18 protein-coding genes and 4 pseudogenes are annotated in these 23,316 nt (G+C 66.9%); 14 read left to right on the forward strand and 8 right to left on the reverse strand.

Features of this window, described 5'->3' with window-relative positions; translation table 11 throughout:
• From WS62_RS31195 to WS62_RS37155, 4 genes and pseudogenes are all read left to right on the forward strand, one after another.
• Positions 1–539: pseudogene (locus tag WS62_RS31195) on the forward strand (threonine ammonia-lyase, biosynthetic); the annotation flags it as partial.
• A gap of 36 nt (positions 540–575) precedes the next feature.
• A pseudogene (locus WS62_RS39120) lies at positions 576–707 on the forward strand (FAD-dependent oxidoreductase); the annotation flags it as partial.
• Between the two features lie 691 nt (positions 708–1,398).
• Entirely contained in the window at positions 1,399–2,649 is a 1,251-nt protein-coding gene (locus tag WS62_RS31200) for an NRAMP family divalent metal transporter (protein WP_066579306.1), read from the forward strand.
• Between the two features lie 182 nt (positions 2,650–2,831).
• Positions 2,832–2,995: pseudogene (locus WS62_RS37155) on the forward strand (IS110 family transposase); the annotation flags it as partial.
• A gap of 16 nt (positions 2,996–3,011) precedes the next feature.
• On the opposite strand, the gene WS62_RS31205 reads toward WS62_RS37155, so the two are convergent.
• Positions 3,012–4,076 (reverse strand): DMT family transporter, encoded by a 1,065-nt coding sequence (locus WS62_RS31205; RefSeq protein ID WP_066579262.1) that lies wholly within the window; start codon positions 4,074–4,076, stop codon positions 3,012–3,014.
• A gap of 349 nt (positions 4,077–4,425) precedes the next feature.
• Positions 4,426–5,016, reverse strand: a complete 591-nt coding sequence (locus WS62_RS31210) for an IMPACT family protein (RefSeq protein WP_066579269.1) — start codon at positions 5,014–5,016, stop codon at positions 4,426–4,428.
• Positions 5,017–5,297: 281 nt separating this feature from the next.
• Between WS62_RS31210 and WS62_RS38595 the strand changes: the two are divergent.
• Positions 5,298–6,177 (forward strand): annotated as a pseudogene (locus WS62_RS38595) (IS3 family transposase); the annotation flags it as partial.
• A 92-nt stretch (positions 6,178–6,269) separates the two neighbouring features.
• On the opposite strand, the gene WS62_RS31220 reads toward WS62_RS38595, so the two are convergent.
• From WS62_RS31220 to WS62_RS31240, 6 genes are all read right to left on the reverse strand, one after another.
• Positions 6,270–7,628, reverse strand: a complete 1,359-nt coding sequence (locus tag WS62_RS31220) for a pectin acetylesterase-family hydrolase (RefSeq protein WP_066579277.1) — start codon at positions 7,626–7,628, stop codon at positions 6,270–6,272.
• Between the two features lie 40 nt (positions 7,629–7,668).
• Entirely contained in the window at positions 7,669–8,322 is a 654-nt protein-coding gene (plcR, locus tag WS62_RS37165; RefSeq protein ID WP_156441200.1) for a phospholipase C accessory protein PlcR, read from the reverse strand.
• Positions 8,323–9,336: 1,014 nt separating this feature from the next.
• A complete protein-coding gene (locus WS62_RS31225; protein ID WP_066579280.1) occupies positions 9,337–10,041 on the reverse strand; it encodes a DUF2894 domain-containing protein in 705 nt (234 codons plus the stop codon).
• Positions 10,038–10,679: an OmpA family protein gene (locus WS62_RS31230; protein WP_066579282.1), complete on the reverse strand. Its 642-nt coding sequence runs from the start codon at positions 10,677–10,679 to the stop codon at positions 10,038–10,040. Before WS62_RS31230 ends, WS62_RS31225 begins: the two co-directional genes overlap by 4 nt.
• A complete protein-coding gene (locus tag WS62_RS31235) occupies positions 10,676–13,012 on the reverse strand; it encodes a DUF802 domain-containing protein (protein WP_066579284.1) in 2,337 nt (778 codons plus the stop codon). Before WS62_RS31235 ends, WS62_RS31230 begins: the two co-directional genes overlap by 4 nt.
• A gap of 10 nt (positions 13,013–13,022) precedes the next feature.
• Positions 13,023–13,787, reverse strand: a complete 765-nt coding sequence (locus tag WS62_RS31240; RefSeq protein WP_066579288.1) for a DUF3348 domain-containing protein — start codon at positions 13,785–13,787, stop codon at positions 13,023–13,025.
• Positions 13,788–14,190: 403 nt separating this feature from the next.
• Here WS62_RS31240 and WS62_RS31245 point away from each other — a divergent pair, with 403 nt between their 5' ends.
• From WS62_RS31245 to WS62_RS31285, 9 genes are all read left to right on the forward strand, one after another.
• Positions 14,191–14,937 (forward strand): glucose 1-dehydrogenase, encoded by a 747-nt coding sequence (locus WS62_RS31245; RefSeq protein WP_066579290.1) that lies wholly within the window; start codon positions 14,191–14,193, stop codon positions 14,935–14,937.
• 209 nt (positions 14,938–15,146) lie between these two features.
• A complete protein-coding gene (locus tag WS62_RS31250) occupies positions 15,147–15,479 on the forward strand; it encodes a DUF2322 family protein (RefSeq protein WP_066579294.1) in 333 nt (110 codons plus the stop codon).
• Positions 15,480–15,861: 382 nt separating this feature from the next.
• Complete coding sequence (locus WS62_RS31255) at positions 15,862–16,467, forward strand: TetR/AcrR family transcriptional regulator (RefSeq protein ID WP_066579309.1); 606 nt, start codon at positions 15,862–15,864, stop codon at positions 16,465–16,467.
• Between the two features lie 89 nt (positions 16,468–16,556).
• Complete coding sequence (locus WS62_RS31260) at positions 16,557–17,714, forward strand: iron-containing alcohol dehydrogenase (protein WP_066579299.1); 1,158 nt, start codon at positions 16,557–16,559, stop codon at positions 17,712–17,714.
• Between the two features lie 74 nt (positions 17,715–17,788).
• Positions 17,789–18,826 (forward strand): NADP-dependent oxidoreductase, encoded by a 1,038-nt coding sequence (locus WS62_RS31265; protein ID WP_066579300.1) that lies wholly within the window; start codon positions 17,789–17,791, stop codon positions 18,824–18,826.
• A gap of 244 nt (positions 18,827–19,070) precedes the next feature.
• Positions 19,071–19,526, forward strand: a complete 456-nt coding sequence (locus tag WS62_RS31270; protein ID WP_066496618.1) for a (2Fe-2S)-binding protein — start codon at positions 19,071–19,073, stop codon at positions 19,524–19,526.
• A gap of 1 nt (position 19,527) precedes the next feature.
• Complete coding sequence (locus tag WS62_RS31275; protein WP_066579302.1) at positions 19,528–21,756, forward strand: xanthine dehydrogenase family protein molybdopterin-binding subunit; 2,229 nt, start codon at positions 19,528–19,530, stop codon at positions 21,754–21,756.
• A 66-nt stretch (positions 21,757–21,822) separates the two neighbouring features.
• A complete protein-coding gene (locus WS62_RS31280; protein WP_231748467.1) occupies positions 21,823–23,070 on the forward strand; it encodes a c-type cytochrome in 1,248 nt (415 codons plus the stop codon).
• A gap of 2 nt (positions 23,071–23,072) precedes the next feature.
• Positions 23,073–23,316: XdhC family protein (locus tag WS62_RS31285; RefSeq protein WP_197422961.1), on the forward strand; the 244-nt coding region annotated here is incomplete at its 3' end.

The following is a 23,316-nucleotide window of genomic DNA, read 5'->3' on the forward strand; positions in this document are numbered from 1 at the left end:
AAGCGCGCGAGGCGGTATTCGCGGTGACGATCCCCGAGGAGCGCGGCAGCTTCAGGCGCTTCTGCTCGCTCGTCGGCGAGCGCAACGTGACCGAGTTCAACTACCGGATCGCCGACGCGCAATCGGCACACATCTTCGTCGGCGTGCAGATCAAGCGGCGCGACGAATCGGACGAGATCTCGCGCACCTTCGCCGCACACGGCTTCGACACCGTCGACCTGAGCGGCGACGAGCTCGCGAAGCAGCACGTGAGGCACATGGTCGGCGGCCGCTCGCCGCTCGCGCACGACGAGCGCTTGTTCCGCTTCGATTTCCCCGAACGGCCGGGCGCGCTGATGAAGTTCCTGGCTACGATGGCGCCGGACTGGAACATCAGCCTGTTCCACTACCGGAACCAGGGCGGCGACGCGAGTTCGATCCTCGTCGGCCTGCAGGTGCCGCACGCGGACGACGCGGCATTCGATCGCTTTCTCGCGACGCTCGGCTATCCGTTTCGCGAAGAAACCGGCAATCCCGCTTATCGGCTGTTTCTCGGCTGACGTTCGTTGCCCGGCCGGCGCGCTCCACGCTGCTTTGCTCGGCGTGCCGGCGCGGGGGCGCGCCGGCGCGTGCTGCTCGCGGGCGATTACAGGGGCTCGCCGTGGACCGAAGGTGCGGCGGAGACGGGCATGTGGGCGGCGCGAAGGCTGCTGGACGGGCGCGCATGAGGCGATCGGCCGTAGCCGGCGCGCATGAGCGCGGGATCGTTCGGCAGACGCGGCGGATGTCGACGGCGGAGGGCGCGCAGACGGCGCGCAGCGTGACGCATCGCGTTGATTTCGCCGCGGCCTTGCGCGGCGCGCCCGCTTCGAAAGAGCGCGGCTCGAGTTCGAGACAGCGCGCGCCAGACTTGCGTGCCGAACGAGCGGGGGCGACGACGAAAACGCGACGGCGCGGATCTTCGGGGGGGCGTCGCGAGCCGCGCGCGTCCGGCGCACGTGCGCTTTTCCCATGACGGCGTGTGCGGCGGCATGCGGCGTCGTGTTGCGACGTCTTCGTCTCGTTCCGACTCACGGCCCTTGGGCGCGTGCGTGCCCGGGCAGCCGTCGCCGATGTTCGCGCGTTGCGCGCACGACGGCGCGGCGCTTTCACGCCCGGCCGCTCACGCACATTCGACACGCCTTCGCTTACTTGAGCTGGCTGATGCCCCAGATCGCGATCAGCAGGCCTGCGCCGAAGCCGACGCCAAGCAGAATGTAGGTTTCCATATCGATTATCGAGGTGAAGGGGATGCCGCGTTCGCCGTCGCGGGGAACTGCGTGCGACGCGAGCGGATGCGCCGATGCGCCGCTCGCGTCGGCCGCGCCCGGCGCGCTACAATCGGCCGCCGCATACTACCGATGCAACCTTTCAGTATCCATGCCGGGCTCCTCTCTTCCGTCGAAATCGAATCTGCCCGCCGGCCGGCGATGGGCGGCGCTATGGGGGCCGGGACTCCTCGTCATGCTCGCGGATTGCGACGCCGGGAACGTCGTCACCGCCGCGCAAGCGGGCGTGCAGTGGGGCGTCGGCCCGCTGATGCTGCTGCTCGGCCTCGTGCCGCTGCTGTACATGATCCAGGAGCTGACCGTGCGGCTCGGCATCTTCACCGGGCGCGGCCACGGCGAGCTGATCCGCGAGCATTTCGGCGCGGGATGGGCGTGGCTGTCCGCGGCGGGCCTCGTCGTCGCGGTGCTCGGCTCGCTCGTGACCGAGTTCACGGGCGTCGCCGGCGTCGGCGAGATGTTCGGCGTGCCGCGCGCGGTCAGCCTGCCGCTCGCCGTCGCGCTGCTGATCGCGATCGTGATGACGGGCTCGCACAAACGCGTCGACAAGGCGGCGATCGTGATCGGCGCGTTCGAGCTGACGTTCTTCGTCGTCGCGTGGAAAGCACATCCGCAGTGGCGCGGGCTGTTCTCGCACGCCGCGCGGCCGGCGTCCGCCGGTGCGCCGTTCGGCTATCTCGCGGCCGCGCTGATCGGCGCGACGTTCAATCCCTGGATGGTCTTCTATCAGCAGGCGGCCGTCGCCGACAAGCGGCTCGGACCAGGCGACCATCGCGCGGCGCGCGCCGAGACGGCCGCGGGCGCCGTGCTGACGCAACTGCTGACGGGCGCGGTGCTGGTCGCGGCCGCGGCGACGCTGGCGGGCGACGGCGCGGCCCGCGCGCTGGGCAGCGTCGGCGAAATCAGCACGGCGCTCGAAACGGTGGTCGGCCCGCACGCGGCGCGCGTGCTGTTCGGCGCGGGCGTGCTGGGCGCGTCGATGGTCGCGGCAATCGTCTGCTCGTTGGCGCTCGCATGGGGGCTCGGCGAAGTCGCCGGCTACGAGCGCTCGCTCGACGACCGGCCGACGCGTGCGCCGTGGTTCTACGGGATCTACGTCGCGTCGGTCGCCGGCTGTGCGGCGATCGTCTGGATCGCGCCCGATCTGGTGTCGCTGAACGTCGCCGCGCAGGTGGTCAACGCGCTGATGCTGCCGCTCGTCGCCGGATTGCTGGTCGCGCTCGCGGCGATCGCGCTGCCGCCCGCGCAGCGGCCGCGCGGCGCTTATCTGTGGGTCGTGTCGGTGGCGGCGGCGGCGGTGAGCGTCGCGGGGATCGTCGGCGCGGCGTCGGGCGTGTGGCCGTGACATCGTGACGCCGGCGCGCGAGCGACGCTGCGGTAGCGGACCTGTGGTTTGCCGAAGTCGATGCCAATGCCAAGCCGCGAGGCTTGCCGCTGGTCGAGGCCAAAGCTAAGCCACGCCACGCCACGCCAAGCCAAGCCAAGCCAAGCCAAGCCAAGCCCGAAGCCGTGAAGCCCGCGAAGCCGGCCGCGAGCCGCCATCCCGCCATCACCGCCTTCTACCAGCGCTTGATCACGGGCGGCAAACTGCCCAAGGTCGCGCTGGTCACCTGCATGCGCAAGCTCCTGACCATGCTCAATGCCATGGTCAGATCCAACCCCCTTGGGACAATTCCCTTCATCGCACTTGACTCGGCAGACGGTTACTCAGTGCGAATGCCGATGATGAATATCCGGGAAGTGCGCGTGCGTATGCGTGATCGGCGCGTGCCGATGCGGATGCGTGTGCGGCTCCGCGCCGTCCCAGGCGAAGTCGTGCGTGTGCTGATGATGCGCGTCGTGACGATGCCGGTGGTTGTGCTCGAGCGCGTCGTGCGTGTGCGAATGTTCGTGCCGCTCGCGCAGATGCAGCCAGATGCCGATCGCCATCAGCGCCGCGGCCGCCCAGAACGATAGCGGCGGCCATTCGGGCCACAGCGCGAGCGACAGCCCGACGCCGAACAGCGGCGCGACCGAGAAATACGCGCCGGTGCGCGCGGTGCCGAGGTTGCGAAGCGCGACGACGAACAGCACGAGGCTCACGCCGTAGCCGGCGAAGCCCGTGAGCATCGCGGCGGCGGTCGCGGCGGCGGCAGGCGGCTTCGCGCCGAGCGCAAGCGCGATCCCAAGATTGACCGAGCCCGCGACGAGTCCCTTGATGCAGGCGATCGTCGCGGCGTCGTGGGTCGAGACCTTGCGCGTCAGGTTGTTGTCGATCGCCCAGCACGCGCACGCGGCCGCGACGAGCAGCGCGCCGAGCGGCACGCCCGCCGCACCCGGATGCCACGACAGCAGCACGCCGCCCGCGACGATCGCGACCATGCCGGCGAAGATCTGCGCATCGACGTTCTCGCGGAACACGACCCACGCGATCACCGCGGTGAACACGCCCTCGAGGTTCAGCAACAGCGCGCCCGTCGCGGCGGGCGTCGTCGCGAGGCCGAGCATCAGCAGCGCGGGGCCCGCGACGCCGCCTGCCGCGATCGCGCCCGCGAGCCACGGGAGTTCGGCGAGCGGCAGCCGCGACTGCTCGGCCTGCGATGCGTCGGCGCGGCGCGCGAGCCGGCGAATCAGCATGAACGCGGCGAGGCCGACGCCGCTGCCGAGATAGAAGAGGCCGGCGACCATGAACGGCGTGAGCGAGCCGAGCAGCGTCTTCGCGAGCGGCGTGGCGGCGCCGAACAGCGAGGCGGCGAGGAGGGCGGTGAACGCCGCGTGCAGGCGTGCGGGCATGGAGGCGTCGCGTGGTCGGCGCGGGTTGACGTGGAAAAGTGACGCCACGATAGCGCAAACCGGGGGCGGCGGTCATCCGTTTTGTCGAGGCGCGGGGGGCGAGAGGGTGCGTTTGGCGTGGGCGGCAGATGGCCTGTCCGACCGGGCGGCAGCGAGGCGGCTCGTTGGGAGCAGCCTCGTGCCGAAGCGCTTCGACATACCGTCGGTCGATAACGGAAGGCTCGGAGGATGCGGCGCGCGATATCGGACACGCGATGCGGAAGCGGTGGCCGGCAGCCCGTGAACGCTGAGCCGAGCCGAGCGAGCCGAGCCGAGCCGAGCCGAGCCGAGCCGAGCGCGCGTCGCGCGTTCAATCGACTGAAGGAAACCCGGCGCGCCCTTGCGTCAGATCGAACAGCGTGTCGCGCGCCGCATCGACCGCGGTCGCGGGCAGTCGGGCCACGAGCTTGACCGTCATCCCGTACGCGCTGTCGACGAGATCGTGCCCTTCCTGCTCGATCCAGCGGCGCACGCGTGCCTCGTCGGGATAGCCGACTTCGATCGCAAGCCGTGTATACGCGATCCGCTCGATGCGCTCGGCGTCGAGGAGCGCGGCGGCGATCGCGTCGGTGTACGCGCGCACGAGGCCGCCCGCGCCGAGCTTCACGCCGCCGAAGTAGCGGACGACCGCCGCGAGCACGCCGTCGAGATCGTGATGGCGCAGCACCTCGAGGATCGGCCGGCCAGCGGTGCCGGACGGCTCGCCGTCGTCCGACATCCCGGACTGGCCGCCCGCGAGCAGCGCCCAGCAGACGTGCGTCGCGCTCGGATGCTCGGCGCGCAGGCGCTGCAACTCGGCCATCGCCGCGTCGCGGTCCTCGACCGGGATCGCATACGCGATGAAGCGGCTCTTGCGGATGTCGAGTTCGCGCGTGTAGCGGGCGGCGAGCGTGTAGGTCATGTTCGGGATGCCGTTGAATCAAGAAAAATCGATGAAGCAGGGAGTGTCGCGCCCCGATCGACGTGGATCGAGATGGATGTGCTCGCGGCTGATTTCCCCACATGGTGCCTGCACGAGCCGAGTAAGATGAAACGGAAGAATTTTACCGTGGCACGCATCGAGAGACATCGTTGCGACAGATGCCGTTGCGAAACGCGTTGGCGGGTGGTCGGTCATCCGAGTCTGGTCGAAAAAATGGAAGCTGACGTTTCGCAGAATTGAGAAACGGAGGCATGTGTGAAGTGAATCGAATTCCGAGAGCGGGCTATACGGAAGAACTCGCGATGAGGCGGTGAGGCCGGCTTTGACCGAAGGTGTTGGATTGTCGGAAACTGCCCGGCGGCTATCGATGCCGATCAAGGCGCCGGCAAACTGGATCCGAGCCGCGAGGGCCGGCAAGCTGAAGGATGTCGCTCGTCACCGGAAGCCGCTGATGGAATTGGAAGCCGAGTTGGCGCAGGTGAAGCATGAACTGGCGGAAGTCAGGATGGAGCGCGATCGCTTGAAAAAATTCGCAACGTACTTCGCGAAGGAGTCGCGGTGGGTACGGCGAGATTGAACGAATGCGACCGGACTCCCGTACCGTCAATCTGTCAGCCTGCTGAGCGTATCGATGAGCGGCTACCATGCGTGGCGTAAGCGAAAGCCTGCCGAAAGAGCGCAGCAGGAGCCCCGTTTGGAAGCGGAAGTGCTCGCGACCCGTCGGCGGACGCGAGAAAGTTGCGATCTTGAACGCAGGCAACAGCATCTCGAGGAGCGCGGCATCCGAATTGGCGTGTATCGGATCAAGCGATTGCGCAAGAAACCGGGGCTGCACTGCAAGCGGAAACGTCGGTTCAAGGCTACGGCCAATTCGAAGCACGATCGATGCTATTGCGCCGAATCTGTCAAACCACGATTTTTCAGCGGCGGCGCCCAATCTTCAGCGGCGGCGCCCAATCAGGCCTGGTGCGGCGATATCACGTATATCGCGATCGACGAGAGTCGGCTGTATCCCGCCGGCCTGAAAGATTTGTACAGCGGCGAAATCGTTGGCTACGCGATGGGCGAACCGATGACAAAGTATCCGGTCATGCAGGCCTGTTTCGCGCCGTCGCAACTGGGCGACCGCCGACGGGCCTGAACACGTCGGCGGGACACGGTAAGCTCTGGAAACCGGGATCTACGTCTCGAATGAATGCCGCACCAGTTGGGGGATGCGAGGTTGACTCGATTTATGTGCTGAGACCGAATGCCTTGAGCGTCGACATGACGAAGTCGAATATCGCCCGGATGATTGGCGGCCGATCCGTACTCGTGGAGTACGCTTGCATGACAGGCGTGTGCTGCGGATCTTGGTTCGACAGCAGATCGCTCAGGAACGCGCCGACGTTCTGACCGTTGCCATTGATTTCCGATCCCAAGAAGGTAAGTGTGGAAACCATATGGTTGCCGAGTAATCCCGCGCGATCCTCCGGCATGAAGTAGCCAAAGTTGGGATGGTGTCCCTTGAGTTCGTTCGTCAGTAATCTCAAGTCGTTTGTGAACAGTGCCTGACGCAACGCTTGCTTGGTGGCTGCATCCGGGGCGGCGGCAATTTCAGGATAGAACTGATCATACGTGAATTGTGCGATGACTTCGTCGCGTTGGAATGTCGACAATCCCATGCGATCGTTAGGAAAGGAGCGTGCCAGTATGTCGTAAAGCTCGGCTGGGTTGTTCATCACGCTGTTTTTTTCGGCCGTGCTTAGATTGGGCAGGTTCGCAATCCGATCGACTGCACCGCCAGGTCGAAGAAAGTTCCATTCATCGAACGCCTTGGCGTACATGCGATAAGCGTGACTTGGCTGTGTGGCGTCGCCACTCAGGTTCGCGGGAAATATCGTCCCCGAATCATCGAAAAGCGCGCTCTTGCGAGGTTGCAGTGCCGTGCGAATGGAGGCGTAGTTCAATGCCGAGCCGTATCCGCCCGCGCTTGCTCCCCACACCAGCAATTGATCAGGTTTGCTTAACCCATTCTGTGTCATCCATTCGATCGCGGCGCTGACATTGGCCAAGCCAGCGAATTGCTGAATGCGCGTCGAGCGCCCGTCGGGGGCTGTGTAGACACGCACCGCGCTGCCGCCATGGATGTCGCCCGTGCAATAAGGCAAATATACGTAATGCCAGTTCATGGTCGGCGGCGCCTGCCATGTACTGGAAAGCGCCAATACCGGAAACCGGCTCAGGATTGGCGAGAGCATGGCGACGACGAGACCGGACGGATTGAATGTGCCGTTATGGATAACGTTCACGTAACCATCGGGAATGCCATTCGGATTCGAGGCGCCGAGTTCGCCGTTACCTTGGCAACTCGCGTAGTCCCAGCATGCGCCGCCCGGTTCTATGGCAACCAGCACGTTCTTTGAGAAAAGCTGAAGCGATCGGTTGACGTAGAAACGGTACGGCGTACCGTTCGCACAAGTCGCGCCGCTCGACGCGGGCAACGTCACTTGTTCCCACACATACGGCAGTGCGGCGCATGCGGCGCCCGACCACAGCGCCGCCATCACACCCAGATAGGCCTTGCGGTTCAGCGAGATGACTTGTTTCATGTTTTCCCCCGTATCATGTTTGCCAAGAGAGTCGTGATTTTCAATTGGCCTGCTTGTCGTAAAGCTGTACGCGCAGTTGTTGCAATCGCGCGGAGATAGCCGCTTGTTGCTGTTCAGGTGCGACCGTATGTGAGATGTCGTCTATCGCGCTGGCGCTCTGCTCTTGATAACGCCGATATCGGGGATCGTCGGTTGGCGGGTTGCCGACCGATCGGGCTGAATAGTCTTCGATCTGTTGACGCAAGTTCGAAGACAATTTCGCGCGCTCTGCTGGATTGAAATTTGCTTCGTTCAGGAGCGTTTCGCCAAGAGCAAGTGCCTGGATCGGTAGCACTTGTCCGGCTCGTACGCGATCCGGCAATGCGTTCACGAGTGACTTGACCGTGGTTTGTCGTGTCTCGGTCGATAGAGAGTCGCGTTTCTGCTGAAATGCAATGACGGCGGCCTGGAAATGCTGGAATTCAGCGACTTCTCTGTTGCTTGCCGACGCTGAGCCGATGTCCGGCTCGGACGATCGGCGGTTTGCATCCATGAACTGGTTGGCGAGCGCGGGGGGCGGATTTGTCGCAATACCGGACGGCACCGATGTTTCGGCTGTCGTTCTCGGAACTTTCCGGGCAATCCAGTGCGTGGTTCCATAAATGACGAGCAGAGCGATAACGGACACCGCGATCAGATATTTGACGAATCTCATTGCGAACTCCTTGCATAATAATTTGGTTGTGGAACCAGATGACTATGCCGGTGGATTGTTGTGTGATGGGAGTATGTCGGGAATGTGGGTTGAGAAAAATAATGTGCGAATGCATGAGTTAGCGGATTTCGCATTGACCATATCGAGAGGTGGTATTTGCTAATGGCGCATCATGTGATTCTGGAAAATTCACACGATGCGAGAGATTTTCTGCATCCGTTCGGGCGGTATTTCACTGGCTATTCTTGTGCGATCGAGTGGTGCGAACGACGGTAATTTTAAATAGGCTTGCGTCGCATGCAATATCGCATTTGTTAGAAATTTCGAGATGTGTATTGCCGTCGCATGCTTCAGCAACGGAAAGCGGCTCGATTTAGAAGTAAAAGTTCGTCGAGTATGGAAATGTTGCGGCTGAAGCGAGATATCGATAATCGTTATGTGGACGCGGCGCGGGAGCTCGATATTGTTTTCGTTGATCCGCAATGGAAGCGGTAAGCAAGTGCGGTGAGCACCCGGTAGTCGGAGGGCGCGCGGCGACATAGTCGCATTGATGCCGCTCGTGCCGTGCTCGATGTACGATGTCTATTGCGTATGGATTGTGCGGAACAGCGAAATGGCGAGGGATAGCCCAGTTCGATGTTCATTGCCGCAAATGCGACGCCACTGGTGCTGGTGCCGGTCGCCCTAGTGCTTTCCATTTCCGTGAGGCGAGACTCGTTAAACGACTGCCTCGACCGTTTCGTGCACGTTGCCGCCTCCGTTCGGTCGTCGAGATGACGTGCCGTGGCAGACCGTCGCGCGAATGGCGATGAAACGAGGCGGGTAATCTTGTCGGATGCCGGGTCGCAGGACGACCGAAAGGCGGCGCTATCACTCGCATCGGCGCGAATGGGCAGTTGCAGCGCGACGGCCCGTTCGTGGCGACGGACGGTTAGCGTCCGTCGCCACGAACGGGGCTGAATCGTGCTGTATAGGGCATGGCGGTGCGCGGCGCCTGGCGCCGCGTTCGCCGCGCTACCGCGACTTCTTCCGCCCGCTCTTCTTCGCGCTTCCGCCGCGCGCCGCGTCGTCGCCCGCGGCGGCCTCGTCGCCGTTCATCTGCGCGAGCCACGACAACGCGTCGACATACGACAGGAACTGCCGAAGATACTCGGGCGACAGCTCGCGCATCAGCGACAGCGACCGATGCACGAGGCTGCTCGAATTGAGCGGGCCGGCGTTCCTCGGCACTTGTTCGAGCGATTCGCGCAACTGGCTGTCCGCGCTGACCCTCGACCAGATTTCCCGGAAGTAGGCGAGCATCTCCGGCTCCGGGCGAAGGGCCTGGCGGCTGCGATTCGCTGCGCTGCCAGCGGCGCCGGGCCCGCCGTCGTCCGGGCGCTCCTGGCTGCCGATGTAGTCGAGCAATGCGGCGAGCGGCCCGCGCGCGGACTCGGCCGGCATCGAGGGCGACATAGGCGTCGGCATAGGCGTCGCCGTCGCGCGTTCGCGCGCGTCGGCCTTCGATTCGGCGCGCTGGAGATCGTCGGCGTACGCGTCCAGCAGCGCGGACAGCCGCGCGTCCAGCATGCGGCGCGCGTCGCCCGTCTGGCCGGCCGTCCGACGCAGCAGCGCGTCGATGAAGCGAAAGCGCACGGGGTCCAGCCGATCGGCGCCGCGCGCGCGCCATGCGTCGAGCGTTTCCCGTGCGTGCGCCGCGGCGTTGTTCGTGGCGCTCACCGTCGCCCGTCGCCTGTCGTCGGCCGCGGGACCGGCGCGATCTCGACGCGCCGGTTCTTCGCGCGTCCCTCGTCGTCCGAGTTCGAGCTGACCGGCTGTTCGGAGCCGAACGCGGCCGCAAACACCGACGCCGCCGGCACGCCTTCGTCGATGAATGCACGCGTCACCGTCAGCGCACGCTTCGCCGACAGTTCCCAGTTGTCCGCGAACTGGCGGTTGCCCGCGCGCACTTGCTGGTCGTCCGCGAAGCCGCTCACCATCAGGATCTCGCGATTGGTCGCGAGATAGGCGGCGAGCGGCCCCGCCAGGCTCTTCAGCAGATCGCGGCCCGCCGGCTGCAACTCGTCGGAATTCAGCGCGAACAGCACGCTGCCGCTGATGCCGATGCGCCCGTCGACGAGCGTCACGCGCCCCGCCGCGAGCGGTCCCGCCAACGCCTGCTCGAGCGTCTTGCGGCGTTGCGTTTCGATCTGCCGCTGCCTGAGCTCGGCGTCGAGCTTCGACGAGAGTTCCAACTGCACGCCGATCACCCCGACCAGGATCAGCACGAACGCGCCCAGCAGCACCGACATCAGATCGCCGAACGCGGCCCAGATCGGCGCGGTCTGCTCGATGCCGCCGTCGATTTCGTCGCTCATGCCGCTTCGGCTCCGACGGACGCCCGCTGACCGGCGACGCGCTGCAGGTCTTCGATGATCTGCTTCTGCGACATCATGCTCAGGTCGATGACCTCGCGCGCCTGCGCGACGTAATAGGCGAGCTGCTCGTCGCTGCGGACGAGCGACTTGTCGAGTGCGGCTTCGATGCGCTGCAGGTGCGCGACGAGCCTGTCGTTCGACTCGCCGAACGACTGGACGGCCGTGCCGAACGCTTCGCCGAGGCTCGCGACCTCGACGGCGCTGCCGGTGACTTGCGCGGCGACGGCGCCGAGCTTGCCGGTCTCGGCGTCGACCATGTCCGTGAACCGGGTGCCGACGCGTTGCAACAGCTCGGCGGACGTCGAGACGAGCGCATCGACGGCCGAACGCTGCTTGGTCGACGTGTGGCTCACTGCGTCGAGGAGGGTCTCGAGCGTCGCGAGCAGCCGGCTACGCTCTTCGAGCATCGCGGTGTCGCGGACCATGCTGTCGGACAGCTTCTGGCGCAGCTCGGCGACGACCTCGGCCGCGGCCTTGGGCGCTTCCGACGCGGCCTGCACGAGCCGGGAGATCTCGGCAATCGTGTCGCTCGCGTGCGCTTGCGTTTGGGCGGAGATGTCGCGTGCGGTCTGCGCGAGCGCGTCGCAGATTGCCTGCTGGCGGCCGGCGGCGTGTGTGCTCGTTTGCTCCCATTCGTCGCCGAGCTTGGTAGCCATCGACGCGAGCGCATCGGTCCAGGCGGTCAAGCGTTGCGCGTCGCGCGACGCGAGTTCTGTTTGCAAATCCGAATGAGACTGGCTCACCAAACGCAGCAGCGAAGCCGAGTGTTGTTCGAAGGTTGCGGCTTGGGCGGAGATGTCGCGCGAGGTCTGCGCGAGCGCGTCGCAGATTGCCTGCTGGCGGCCGGCGGCGTGTGTGCTCGTTTGCTCCCATTCGTCGCCGAGCTTGGCGGCCATCGACGCGAGCGTGTCGGTCCAGACGGCCAGCCGTTGCTCGTCGCGCGACGCGAGTTCCGTCTGCAAGTCCGCATGCGACTGATCCACCGTGCGCAGCAGCGCCGCCGAATGCCGCTCGAAAGTCGCGGCGGCCGCCTCCAGCGCTTGCCGATTGCGCTCGGCCAGCTTCTCGTTGGCCTGTTCCTGCCGCGACAGCGCGTCGTTCCATGCCGCCGACACGTTGCCCGCCGTCGCGTCCAGCCGCGCCGAGACGCCGTCCAGCAGGCCCGCCGAGCGCTGTTCGAACGATTCGACGAACCGATCCGCCGAGCCATGCAGGCGTTGCGCGAGCGCGTCGCTCGAGCGCTGATGCTCGGCCAGCGCCTGGCTCCAGATGTCGGCGACGTTCGCGGCCGTCGCCTGGAAGCCGGCCGACAAGCCATCCAGTTGCCGCTGCACCGCATGCGAGACGGCGTCGTGCAGCGCGGCCGTCTCGCGCGCGAGACCCGCCATCGTGGTTTCCATGACCGGTTGCAACGCCGCGCCGGCGACGCGCGCGCTTTCGGCGACGCTGTCCTTCAACGACCGACCGACCGACGAAGCAAGGCGGGCGTATGTCTCCTCCGCCTTGCCGAGGAACGCTTGCTGGCCGGCGATCTGCCGATCGGCCGACGCGATGCTCTGCCGCTCGAGCGTCGTCATCATCGTCTGCAGTCGATCGACCAGCGTGGGCATCGCTTCGGCCTGTCGCTGCAGGAGCTTGTAGGTTTCCTCGCGCTGATGGGCGTGCGAGTGGATGCGCAGCGTCGTCGCGATCTTCGCGTCGAGCGCCTGCGCCGCGTGAAGCCGCTCGCGTCTGCCGAGCGCGGAGAGGAGGCCCAGCATCGCGGACGTGGACACACCCGCGATCGACGTGCCGAACGCGAATCCGAGCCCCTTGACCGGCGCCGCCAGCGATGCGCGGATCGCCTGCAAGTCTGTCGCGCTCTCCAGCGCCGCGCCGGTGCCCCTGAGCGTCATGACCATGCCGAGGAGGGTGCCCAGCATGCCGAGCAGCACGAGCAGGCCGACCAGATACGGCGTCAGCGCGGGCCCCGGCAGCGCGACGCGCTCGCCCTCGATGCGCAAGCGCACGGCGTTGCGCAGGCTCGGGTCCAGTCGATCGAGCCAGACGCCCAATCCGGACGGCGGTTCGGACAGGTCCGCGACCGCGCGCACGAGCGTGGCGGTGGCCTGCTGATAGCGACGCAGCTCGAATGCGCCGGCGAGATAGCAGGCGGCGATCACCATCGTGACGGCGAGCGCCAGCGGATTCGACACGGCATAGCCGGCGCCGATCCAGCAGACGGCCGCGAGACCGGCGAAAAAGACAGCGAGATTGACGTGATATCTGGACATGGGGTCCCGGTTAGCGAGCGCGAAGGGCGGCGAGCAGCCCTTCGACCGGTTGAAAACGAACTTCTAGCTCGGCGAGCAGCACGCTCTGCATATCCTTGCGGAACGCGTCGAGCCACGTGCTCGATGCGACCGCGGCGGCGGTTTCCTTGGCTTCGGCTTTCGCTTCCGCTTGTGCTTCGGCGTTGGCCAGCCGCTGCTGCTCGGCCTGACGCAAACGCTCGAAGTACGTGCCGAGCAGCTTGGGCACGGACGCCAGCAGATTCCGCTCGCGCGCGGCCAGCGCGCGCTCCATCGTCGCGTCGAGCACCGCGAGCCGGGCGAGCGCGGGCGTCCGGGCGGCCATCATCTGCCGCAGACGGCCGCGCAAGTCGCCGATATCCATTTCCATCGCCTGCTGCATCGACAGATAGTCGTGACGAAAGACCGTGAAATCGATCGGGGCGTCCGCGGATGCATCCCGGGCGGCGGCCGGCGCGGCGCTGTCGCGTCCGGCGGCGAACGCGCCGGTGCGGGCGATCGCCTTGGCGAGCGATGCGCGCGCGTGCGCGCCGAGGCTGTCCGCGTCGTCGTCGCCGGCGCGCGCGCCGCTGCTGCTGGCGGGCGGACTCATGCTCAGCGCCGAGGACAGCGCGATCGCGTCGGTCCAGGCGAGCCATTGGCTCAGCCGGTCCGACAGCGATTGCCTGGATTCCTGAACGTCGGCGTCCGCCAGGCGAGCAAGCAAGCGGATCAGCGTCGGGCCGCCGAGCGCTCTACGTTGCGGGACTTGCACCATGCCACGAGTGTCCGTGTCAAAAAAAGGCAGCAGTTTACACGTTGGCGGGGGGAGGGCCGGCAGTTCTCGAGCGAGCGAGGGCGGATGCCGGCCGGATGGGGGCGGAAATCGGCCGAAGCAGCCATCGTCTCCGTCGAGGCAGCGCCATGTCGCCGTTCGTTTTCCGGCTCGTCCGAAGGCGCCGCCGGCCTATGCGACGCCGATCGTCGATGCGCACGACGCCGTCGATCATTTCGTGATTCGATTTGCATTGTCGATTGTTCGGCTCATCACGCAACTCAATTCGCGTCGTGCCGCTTTATCGGCGCGCGCGGGACGTCTACATTCCTTTCATCGCCGGTCGATGGCGTCGGGAAAATCGCCGGTTCTCCGAAATGTACGACCTTTTGTCAAGGGAAAGATCATGAGCAAGCTTGCAGGTAAGGTGGCTGTCGTCACGGGCGGATCCAAGGGTATCGGAGCCGCGATCGCCAAAGCGCTCGCGGCGGAGGGGGCGTCCGTCGTCGTCAACTACGCGAGCAGCAAGGCGGGCGCCGATGCCGTCGTGGCCGAGATCGCCGCGGCGAACGGCAAGGCGGTTGCGGTCGCGGGCGACGTGTCGAAAGCCGCCGACGCACAACGCATCGTCGACGCCGCCATCGAAACGTATGGCCGCCTCGACATTCTCGTCAACAATTCCGGCGTCTACGCGTTCGCGCCGATCGAGGAGATCACCGAAGCGCATTTCCGCAGACAGTTCGACACGAACGTGTTCGGCCTGCTGCTCACCACGCAGGCGGCCGTGAAGCACCTCGGCGAGGGCGCGAGCATCATCAACGTCAGTTCGGTCGTGAGCCGCATCACGCCGCCGGCAAGCGCGGTATATAGCGGGACGAAAGGCGCCGTGGACGCGATCACCGGCGTGCTCGCGCGCGAACTCGGTCCGAGGAAGATCCGCGTGAACGCCATCAATCCGGGCATGGTGGTCACCGAAGGCACCCACAGCGCGGGCATCATCGGCTCGGAGCTCGAAGCATCCGCAGTCGGCCAGACGCCGCTCGGCCGCCTGGGCCAACCGGACGACATCGCGTCGATCGCAGTCTTTCTCGCATCGGACGACGCACGATGGCTGACGGGCGAGCACCTGATTGCGAGCGGCGGCCTGCGGTGATCCGGGGAGGCGGGCTTTGCCCGTTTCGCATCCGCCGTCCATCCCCGCGAATCGGCGATTGCAACGATGAATGCCCGCCCGGGGAGCGGCCCCGGGCGCCGGCTTTGCGCAAAGGCGGTCGGGTGCCATCCTCTTGAAGCGATGTCCGGCCCTCGATCGGCTAAGATACGCCCCGCCAAACTCATCCCCGACCAGACGGAGCGTCATCAGTGATTCAGCCGACCAACGTATTCAAGGACAACCTCGCCCAACTGCCCGCCATCGACGGTGTCGAGCGCATCGATCTGGTCGACGGCAACGGCGCCGTGGTGGCGAGCATCGAGAACATGCCGGGCAAGCAGGGCTCGTTGGCGGTGTATCACTATCTGCGCCAGGCGTACGGCACGCTCGACGCCAAGGCCGCCGAGCACGGTCTCGCGGTGTTCGCCGAGCACACAGCCGATGCGCGCAACCGTCCGGGCGCGCACCCGAACGTCGACCGCCTGCTCGCGATCGCGGCCGGCGGCGAAGCGCTGCGCGTCGACGTCGTCGCACGCGCCTGACGCACTTTTTTCATGCGATACGGCGCGAAGCGCACGGAGCCGGTTTGCGCCGTGCCGGATCGTTTGGGACGACTGCCTTTCGTCTCCGGACGACGACGGCGCGATCGCGCGCGCCGCGCTCCGAACGCGTGTCCGGCGTCCGGTCGCGATCACGCGATGAAGCTTGCGCCGTGCGTCAACCGCGGGCGGCGGGCGATCGTTGATCCCGATGCGCGAGATCGCCGGATCGCACGCCGGCGTGTGCGTCGAACGGAGAGCGGCCGGCGCTGACCGTTCGGCGGATGCGAGCGTCGCGCGCGGTCCGCGCAGGCCGAGGCGAGAAGTGCCACCCGGCCCCGGCGCGTCACTAGACGACCGGTCTAATCGTGCTATGATGCGCGCCATGAATACCTCTTCGGGCGAGCAAGTGCGCCAGCACATCCTGAACGTCGCGAAGCCGATCATGCTCCACAAGGGGTTTTCGGCGGTCGGCTTGAACGGGATTCTCGCGGCGGCGGGCGTCCCGAAGGGGTCGTTCTATCACTACTTCGGTTCGAAGGAAGCGTTCGGCGAGGCGTTGCTCGAAGCCTATTTCGACGGTTATCTCGCGCACCTCGACGCGCTGCTGATCCGCCAGCCGGGCACGGGCGCCGAGCGCCTGATGCGTTACTGGCGCAACTGGCTGAACACGCAGTGCGCCGACGATCCGGAAGGCAAGTGCCTGGTGGTGAAGCTCGGCGCGGAGGTGTCGGATCTCTCCGAGGCGATGCGTGACGTGCTCGAGCGCGGCACCGGGCAAATCGTCGAGCGCCTCGCGGCCGGCATCGACGCGGGGCTTGCCGACGGCTCGCTCGAACGGATCGCGGATTCGCGACAGACGGCGGCGGCGCTGTACGAGCTTTGGCTCGGCGCAACGCTGCTCGAGAAGATGCATCGCAACCGGAAGCCGCTCGAAACCGCGATGGCGACGACGTTACAGTGGTTGAACTTGCCGCAGTCGAGTCGTTGATCGGCCGGGCAAGGAGGCAAGGCGCGCATGGGCGCGCCTTCTTTTGCGCCGGGGATCTAGACGACTGGTCTACTTTTAATGGAGCAACAATGCAGGATTTCGATTTCTACAATCCGACCCGGATCGTTTTCGGCGAGCGCACGGTCGCGCGGCTGAACGAGCTGCTGCCGGCGACGGCCCGCGTCCTCGTGCTGTACGGCGGCGAGAGCGCGCGCAAGAACGGCACGCTCGACGAGGTCCGCGCCGCGCTCGGCGCGCGCGACGTGCGCGAATTCGGCGGGATCGAACCGAATCCGACCTACGAGACGCTGATGAAGGCGGTCGAGCTGGTGCGGCGCGAGAGCGTCGATTTTCTGCTTGCGGTCGGCGGCGGATCGGTGATCGACGGCACGAAGTTCGTTGCGGCCGCCGTGCCGTTCGACGGCGATCCGTGGGCCATCCTCGAGGCGCACGGCGCGAACGTCGCCGCGGCGCTGCCGTTCGGCAGCGTGCTGACGCTGCCCGCGACCGGCTCGGAGATGAACAACGGCGGGGTCGTCACGCGGCGCGCGACGCACGCGAAGCTCGCGTTTCGCAGCCCGCTCGTGTTTCCTGCGTTCTCGATCCTCGATCCGACGAAGACCTACACGCTGCCGCCGCGGCAGGTCGCGAACGGCGTCGTCGACGCGTTCACGCACATCGTCGAGCAGTATCTGACGTATCCGGCCGACGGCCTTGCGCAGGACCGCTTCGCGGAGGGCCTGCTGCAGACGCTGATCGAGATCGGCCCGAAGGCGATTGCCGAGCCGCACGACTATGCGATCCGCGCGAACCTGATGTGGGTCGCGACGCTCGCGCTGAACGGCCTGATCGGCGCCGGCGTTCCGCAGGACTGGGCGACGCACATGGTCGGACACGAACTCACCGCGCGCTACGACATCGACCACGCGCGCACGCTCGCCGTCGTGCTGCCGTCGATGCTGCAGGTGCGGCGCGACGCGAAGCGTGCGAAGCTGCTGCAGTACGCAGCGCGCGTATGGCAGATCGTCGACGGCACCGAAGACGAGCGCATCGACGCGGCGATCGCGCGCACGCGCGCGTTCTTCGAAAGCCTCGACGTCAAGACCCGCCTCGCCGACTACGGCGTGGGCGCCGACGCGATCGACTATCTGATCGCGCAACTCGACGCGCACGGGATGACGCGGCTCGGCGAGCGCAAGGATGTCACGCTCGCCGTGAGCCGCCGCGTGCTCGAAGCGAGCCTGTAAGTCTTCGACGCTTCGAGGCTTCGAGCCTTTAGCCGAACCCTTACGACCCACGTTCCACTCCGACGGAGATTCCTATGCCGCAAAGCAAGACGACGAACCGCAGGATCGTTCTGAATTCGCGCCCGAAAGGCGCGCCTACGCCCGAGAATTTCCGTATCGAAACGGCGCCGCCGCCCGCGCCCGCGCAGGGCCAGGTGCTGCTGCGCACGGTCTGGCTGTCGCTCGATCCGTACATGCGCGGGCGGATGAGCGACGCGCCTTCGTACGCGCCGCCCGTCGAGATCGGCGGCGTGATGGTGGGCGGGACGGTGAGCCGCGTCGTCTCGTCGACCGTGCCCGCGTTTCGCGACGGCGATCTCGTGCTGTCGAACAATGGTTGGCAGGACTACGCGCTGTCCGACGGTTCCGACCTGATGCCGCTCGCCGGCGTCGAGCATCCGTCGCACGCGCTCGGCGTGCTCGGCATGCCGGGCTTCACCGCCTACTTCGGATTGCTGGAGATCGGCCAGCCGAAGGCGGGCGAGACGGTAGTCGTCGCGGCGGCGAGCGGCGCGGTCGGCTCGGTCGTCGGGCAGATCGCGAAGCTGAAGGGCTGCCGGATCGTCGGCATCGCGGGCGGCGCGGACAAGTGCCGCCATGTGACGGAGACGCTCGGCTTCGACGCATGCATCGATCACCGCGACCCGGACTTCGCGAAGAAGCTCGCCGATGCGTGTCCGAACGGCATCGACGTGTATTTCGAGAACGTCGGCGGCGCGGTGTTCGACGCGGTGCTGCCGCGGCTGAATGTCGGTGCGCGGGTGCCCGTTTGCGGACTGATCGCGCATTACAACGACAGCGCGTTGCCGCCGGGGCCGAACCGGCTGCCGCAATTGACGTCCATGCTGCTGCGCAAGCGGATCAAGATGCAGGGCTTCATCATTCTCGATCACTATGCGGATGTTTATCCGGCATTCCTGAAGGAAATGCGCGAGTGGGTCGCGCAGGGCGAGGTGAAGCTGCGCGAGGACGTCGTCGAAGGGCTCGAAGCGGCGCCGCAGGCGCTCATCGGACTGCTCGACGGGAAGAACTTCGGCAAGCTCGTGGTGCGCGTCGGGCCCGACGCACCGTGACGGTGCGGCACGCGGCATGCGCGGCGGCCGTGCATCGTCGCCGCGCGTCGTCATTAGCAAAACTTGACAATGTATCAACGGAATTGGTGTATCCGAAGCGCAACCATGCGCCCTAAACTTGTCGGCGTCCCCTCCGGCACGCGCAAGGCCGATCGCGCGCGTCGACGCATGTCGGCGTCGACGGAAGGTTGACGCGGCGCTTACGCACGGCGCCGATCGCCACTACTCACATTAGGCCCCCCACATGATCACGCTCAACATCAACGGCGCAACCCATACGGTCGACGCGCCCGCCGACATGCCGCTCCTCTGGGTGCTGCGCGACCTGGTCGGCCTCGTCGGCACGAAGTTCGGCTGCGGCATCGCGCAATGCGGCGCGTGCACCGTGCATCTCGACGGCGTCGCGGTGCGCTCGTGCGTGCTGCCCGTCGCCGCGATCGGCGGCAAGAAGATCACGACGATCGAGGCGGTCGGCGCGACGCCCGCCGGCCGGAAGGTCCAGCAGGCGTGGCGCGAACTCGATGTCGTGCAGTGCGGCTATTGCCAGTCGGGCCAGGTGATGGCCGCGGCGGCGCTGATCGCGTCGAATCCCAATCCCGACGATGCCGACATCGATGCGGCGATGACGGGCAACGTCTGTCGCTGCGGCACCTACAACCGGATTCGCGCGGCGATCAAGCACGCCGCCAAGGAGGCCTGACATGTCGCGCGGACTGATCGAAGCGGGCAACGCGCTCGCCGCCGAAGCGGCGGGCGTGTCGCGCCGTACTTTCCTGAAATTCGGGGTGACGCTCGGCGCGGCGGCGGGCGGCGGCCTGCTGCTGGGCTTCAGCGTGCCTGCCGCGGGCGGCGACGCGCGCCGCACGGTGATCGGCGGCGACGCGGTCGAGACGCCGCAGAGCGGCGTGTTCGCGCCGAACGCGTTCGTGCAGATCGACCGCGCGGGCAAGGTCACGCTCGTGATGCCGAAGGTCGAGATGGGGCAGGGCGTCTACACGTCGATTCCGATGCTGATCGCCGAGGAACTGGAAGTGCCGCTGTCGAGCGTGACGCTCGAGCACGCGCCGCCGGACGGGAAGCTGTTCTTCGATCCGCTGGTGGGCGGCCAACTGACAGGCGGTTCGACGTCGATGCGTTTCGCGTGGGAGCCGATGCGCCGCGTGGGCGCGATCGCGCGCGTGCTGCTCGTCACCGCGGCCGCGCAGCAGTGGAAGGTCGATCCGGCGTCGTGCGTCGCGGAAGGCGGCGAGGTGCGGCACCCGCCGAGCGGGCGGCGCGCGTCGTACGGGCAGCTCGTGGATTCGGCGGCGAAGCTGCCGGTGCCGAAGGACGTCGCGTTGAAAAAGCCCGAGCACTTCAAGCTGATCGGCAAGCCGGTCAAGCGGCTCGATTCGCCGGAGAAAGTCGACGGCACCGCACAGTTCGGGTTCGACGTGCGCGTGCCGGGCATGCTGTATGCGGCGATCGTCAACAGTCCGGTGTTCGGCGGCACGGTCGCGCACGTCGACGATCGCGCGGCAAGGCAGGTGCCGGGCGTGCGGCAGGTCGTCATCGCCGACGACGCGGTCGCGGTCGTCGGCGATCATACGTGGGCCGCCAAACGCGGCGCGGCGGCGCTGCAAATCCAGTGGAACGAGGGAGCGGGCGCGCACGTGTCGACGAAGGACATCGTCGACGATCTCGTGCGCGCGGCCGACGGCCAAGGCGCGGTCGCGCGCAAGGACGGCGACGTCGAGCGCGCGTTCGCGGACGCGAAGACGCGCGTCGACGCGGTCTACGAGCAGCCGTTGCTCGCGCACGCGACGATGGAGCCCGTGAATTGCACGGTGCACGTGCGGCCGGACGGCTGCGAGATCTGGACGGGCACACAGGTGCCGACGCGGTCGGTCGATGCGGCGGCGCGCGTGACGGGCCTGCCGGCCAGCAAGATCATTCTGCACAACCATCTGTTGGGCGGCGGCTTCGGCCGGCGGCTCGAGACCGACATGGTGCGGCAGGCGGTCAAGATTGCGAAGCAAGTGAGCGCACCGGTGAAGGTCGTCTGGACCCGCGAAGAAGACATCCGCCACGACATGTACCGGCCGTACTATTACGACCGGATTTCGGCGGGGCTCGACGCGAACGGCAAGCCGATCGCGTGGCGGCACCGGATCGTCGGCTCGTCGATCGTCGCGCGCTTCGCGCCGCCCGCGATGAAGAACGGCGTCGATCCGGACGCGGTCGACGTGTCCGCCGAGCTGCCGTACGAGCTGCCGAACCAGCTCGTCGACTACGTTCGACAGGAGCCGCGCCACGTGCCGACCGCGTTCTGGCGCGGCGTCGGGCCGACGCGCGGCACGTTCGTCGTCGAGAGTTTCATCGACGAGCTCGCCGCGCAGGCGAAGACCGATCCGGTGCAATACCGGCGCGCGCTGCTCGGCCAGTCGCCGCGCGCGCGCAACGTGCTCGACGTCGCGGCGAAGGCGGCGGGTTGGGGCGCGGCGCTGCCGAAGGGGCAGGGGCGCGGCGTGTCGGTGATGCATGCGTTCGGCAGCTTCGTCGCGATGGTCGCGGATGTGACCGTCGACGGCGGCGAGGTGAGCGTGAAGCGCGTCGTCTGCGCGGTCGACTGCGGGATGGTCGTGAACCCGGACACGATCGAGGCGCAGATGCAGGGCGGCATCATCTTCGGGATCACGGGCGTGCTGTACGGCGAGATCACGATCAAGGACGGCCGTGTCGAGCAGAGCAACTTCACCGACTACCGGATGCTGCGGATCGATCAGACGCCGCAGATCGACGTGCTGATCGTGAAGAGCGCCGAAGCGCCGGGCGGGATCGGCGAGCCGGGCACGGCGGCGCTCGCCGCCGCGCTCGCGAACGCGATCTACGCGGCGACCGGCAAGCGCCTGCGCAAGCTGCCGGTCGGCAGCCAGCTGAAAACCGCCTGAATGTCGAGGACTCCGATGATTCGTACAGGAAACAAACTGAAGCACGTCGCGAAGGCGCTCGGCGCAATGCTCGCCGCGCTCGCGCTGAGCGCGGGCGCGCGCGCCGCGACGCCCGACGACGCGCTCGTCGCGCGCGGCGCATACCTCGCGAAGGCGGGCGATTGCATCGCGTGCCACACGACAGCGCGCGGCAAGCCGTTCGCAGGCGGCCTGCCGATGGAGACGCCGCTGGGCGCGATCTATGCGACCAACATCACGCCGGATCGGGAGACGGGGATCGGCGGCTACAGCGAGGCCGAGTTCGCGCGCGCGCTGCGCGCAGGCGTCGCGAAGGACGGCCACAACCTGTATCCGGCGATGCCGTATCCGTCGTACGCGAAGCTCGCCGACGACGACGTGAAGGCGCTCTACACGTACTTCATGCACGGCGTCGAGCCGGTGAAGCAGGCGAACCGCGCGTCGGACATTCCGTGGCCGCTCGGCATGAGATGGCCGCTGAAGATCTGGAACCCGGTGTTTCTCGACACGACCGTGTATCGCGACAAGCCGGGCAAGGACGCGACGTGGAATCGCGGCGCGTACCTCGTGCAGGGGCTCGGCCACTGCGGTTCGTGCCACACGCCGCGCGGCGTCGGCTTCCAGGAGAAAGCGCTCGACGAAAGCGGCCCGGCGTACCTGTCCGGCGCGCCGATCGACAACTGGTTCGCCGCGAACCTGACGGGCGAGCACAACGTCGGGCTCGGGCGATGGAGCGAAGCCGATGTCGCGCAGTTCATGAAGACGGGCGCGAACAGGCACGCGAGCGCGTTCGGCTCGATGACGAGCGTGATCAATCACAGCACGCAGGCGCTGACGGATGCGGACCTGACGGCGATCGCGCGCTATCTGAAGTCGCTGCCGGCGTCGGGCGGCACGGGCGCGCCGCCTTATCGCTACGACGCGGCCGCGACGCAGGCGCTGCTCGCGCGGCCCGCGCACGATGCGGGCGCGAAGGTGTATGCCGCGTACTGCATGCATTGCCACGGCGTCGACGGCAATGCGTTCGCGCCGCTGCTTTCGCCGCTCGCGGGCAATCCGAACGTGCTCGAATCGAATGCGTCGTCGCTGATCAACGTCACGCTGAACGGCACCGAGGATCTCGTGATCGACGGGCTGCCGGCCGCGTATCCGATGCCGAAGTTCGCGAACGTGCTGACCGATAGCCAGATCGCTGACGTGCTGACGTTCATGCGCGCGGGCTGGAACAACGGCGCGCCCGCCGTGAGGCCGGCCGATGTCGCGAAGCTCAGGAAAGCCACGCAGGCGGCGCGCTGAAGATGGAAAGCATGGATCTCGAAGTGCTGAGAACGGGCGCGCGCTGGCTCGGCGACGGCCGCCGCGCGCTGCTCGTGACGGTCGTGCGGACCTGGGGTTCGTCGCCGCGGCCGGAGGGGGCGATGCTCGCGGTGCGCGACGACGGGCTCGTCGTCGGCTCGGTGTCGGGCGGCTGCATCGAGGACGATCTGATCGCGCGCGTGCAGGCGTCGGGCGTCGCGAGCTGGGCGCGGCCCGAAGCGGTCA

The organism is Burkholderia sp. ABCPW 14 (assembly GCF_001523835.1).
GTDB lineage: Bacteria > Pseudomonadota > Gammaproteobacteria > Burkholderiales > Burkholderiaceae > Burkholderia > Burkholderia mayonis.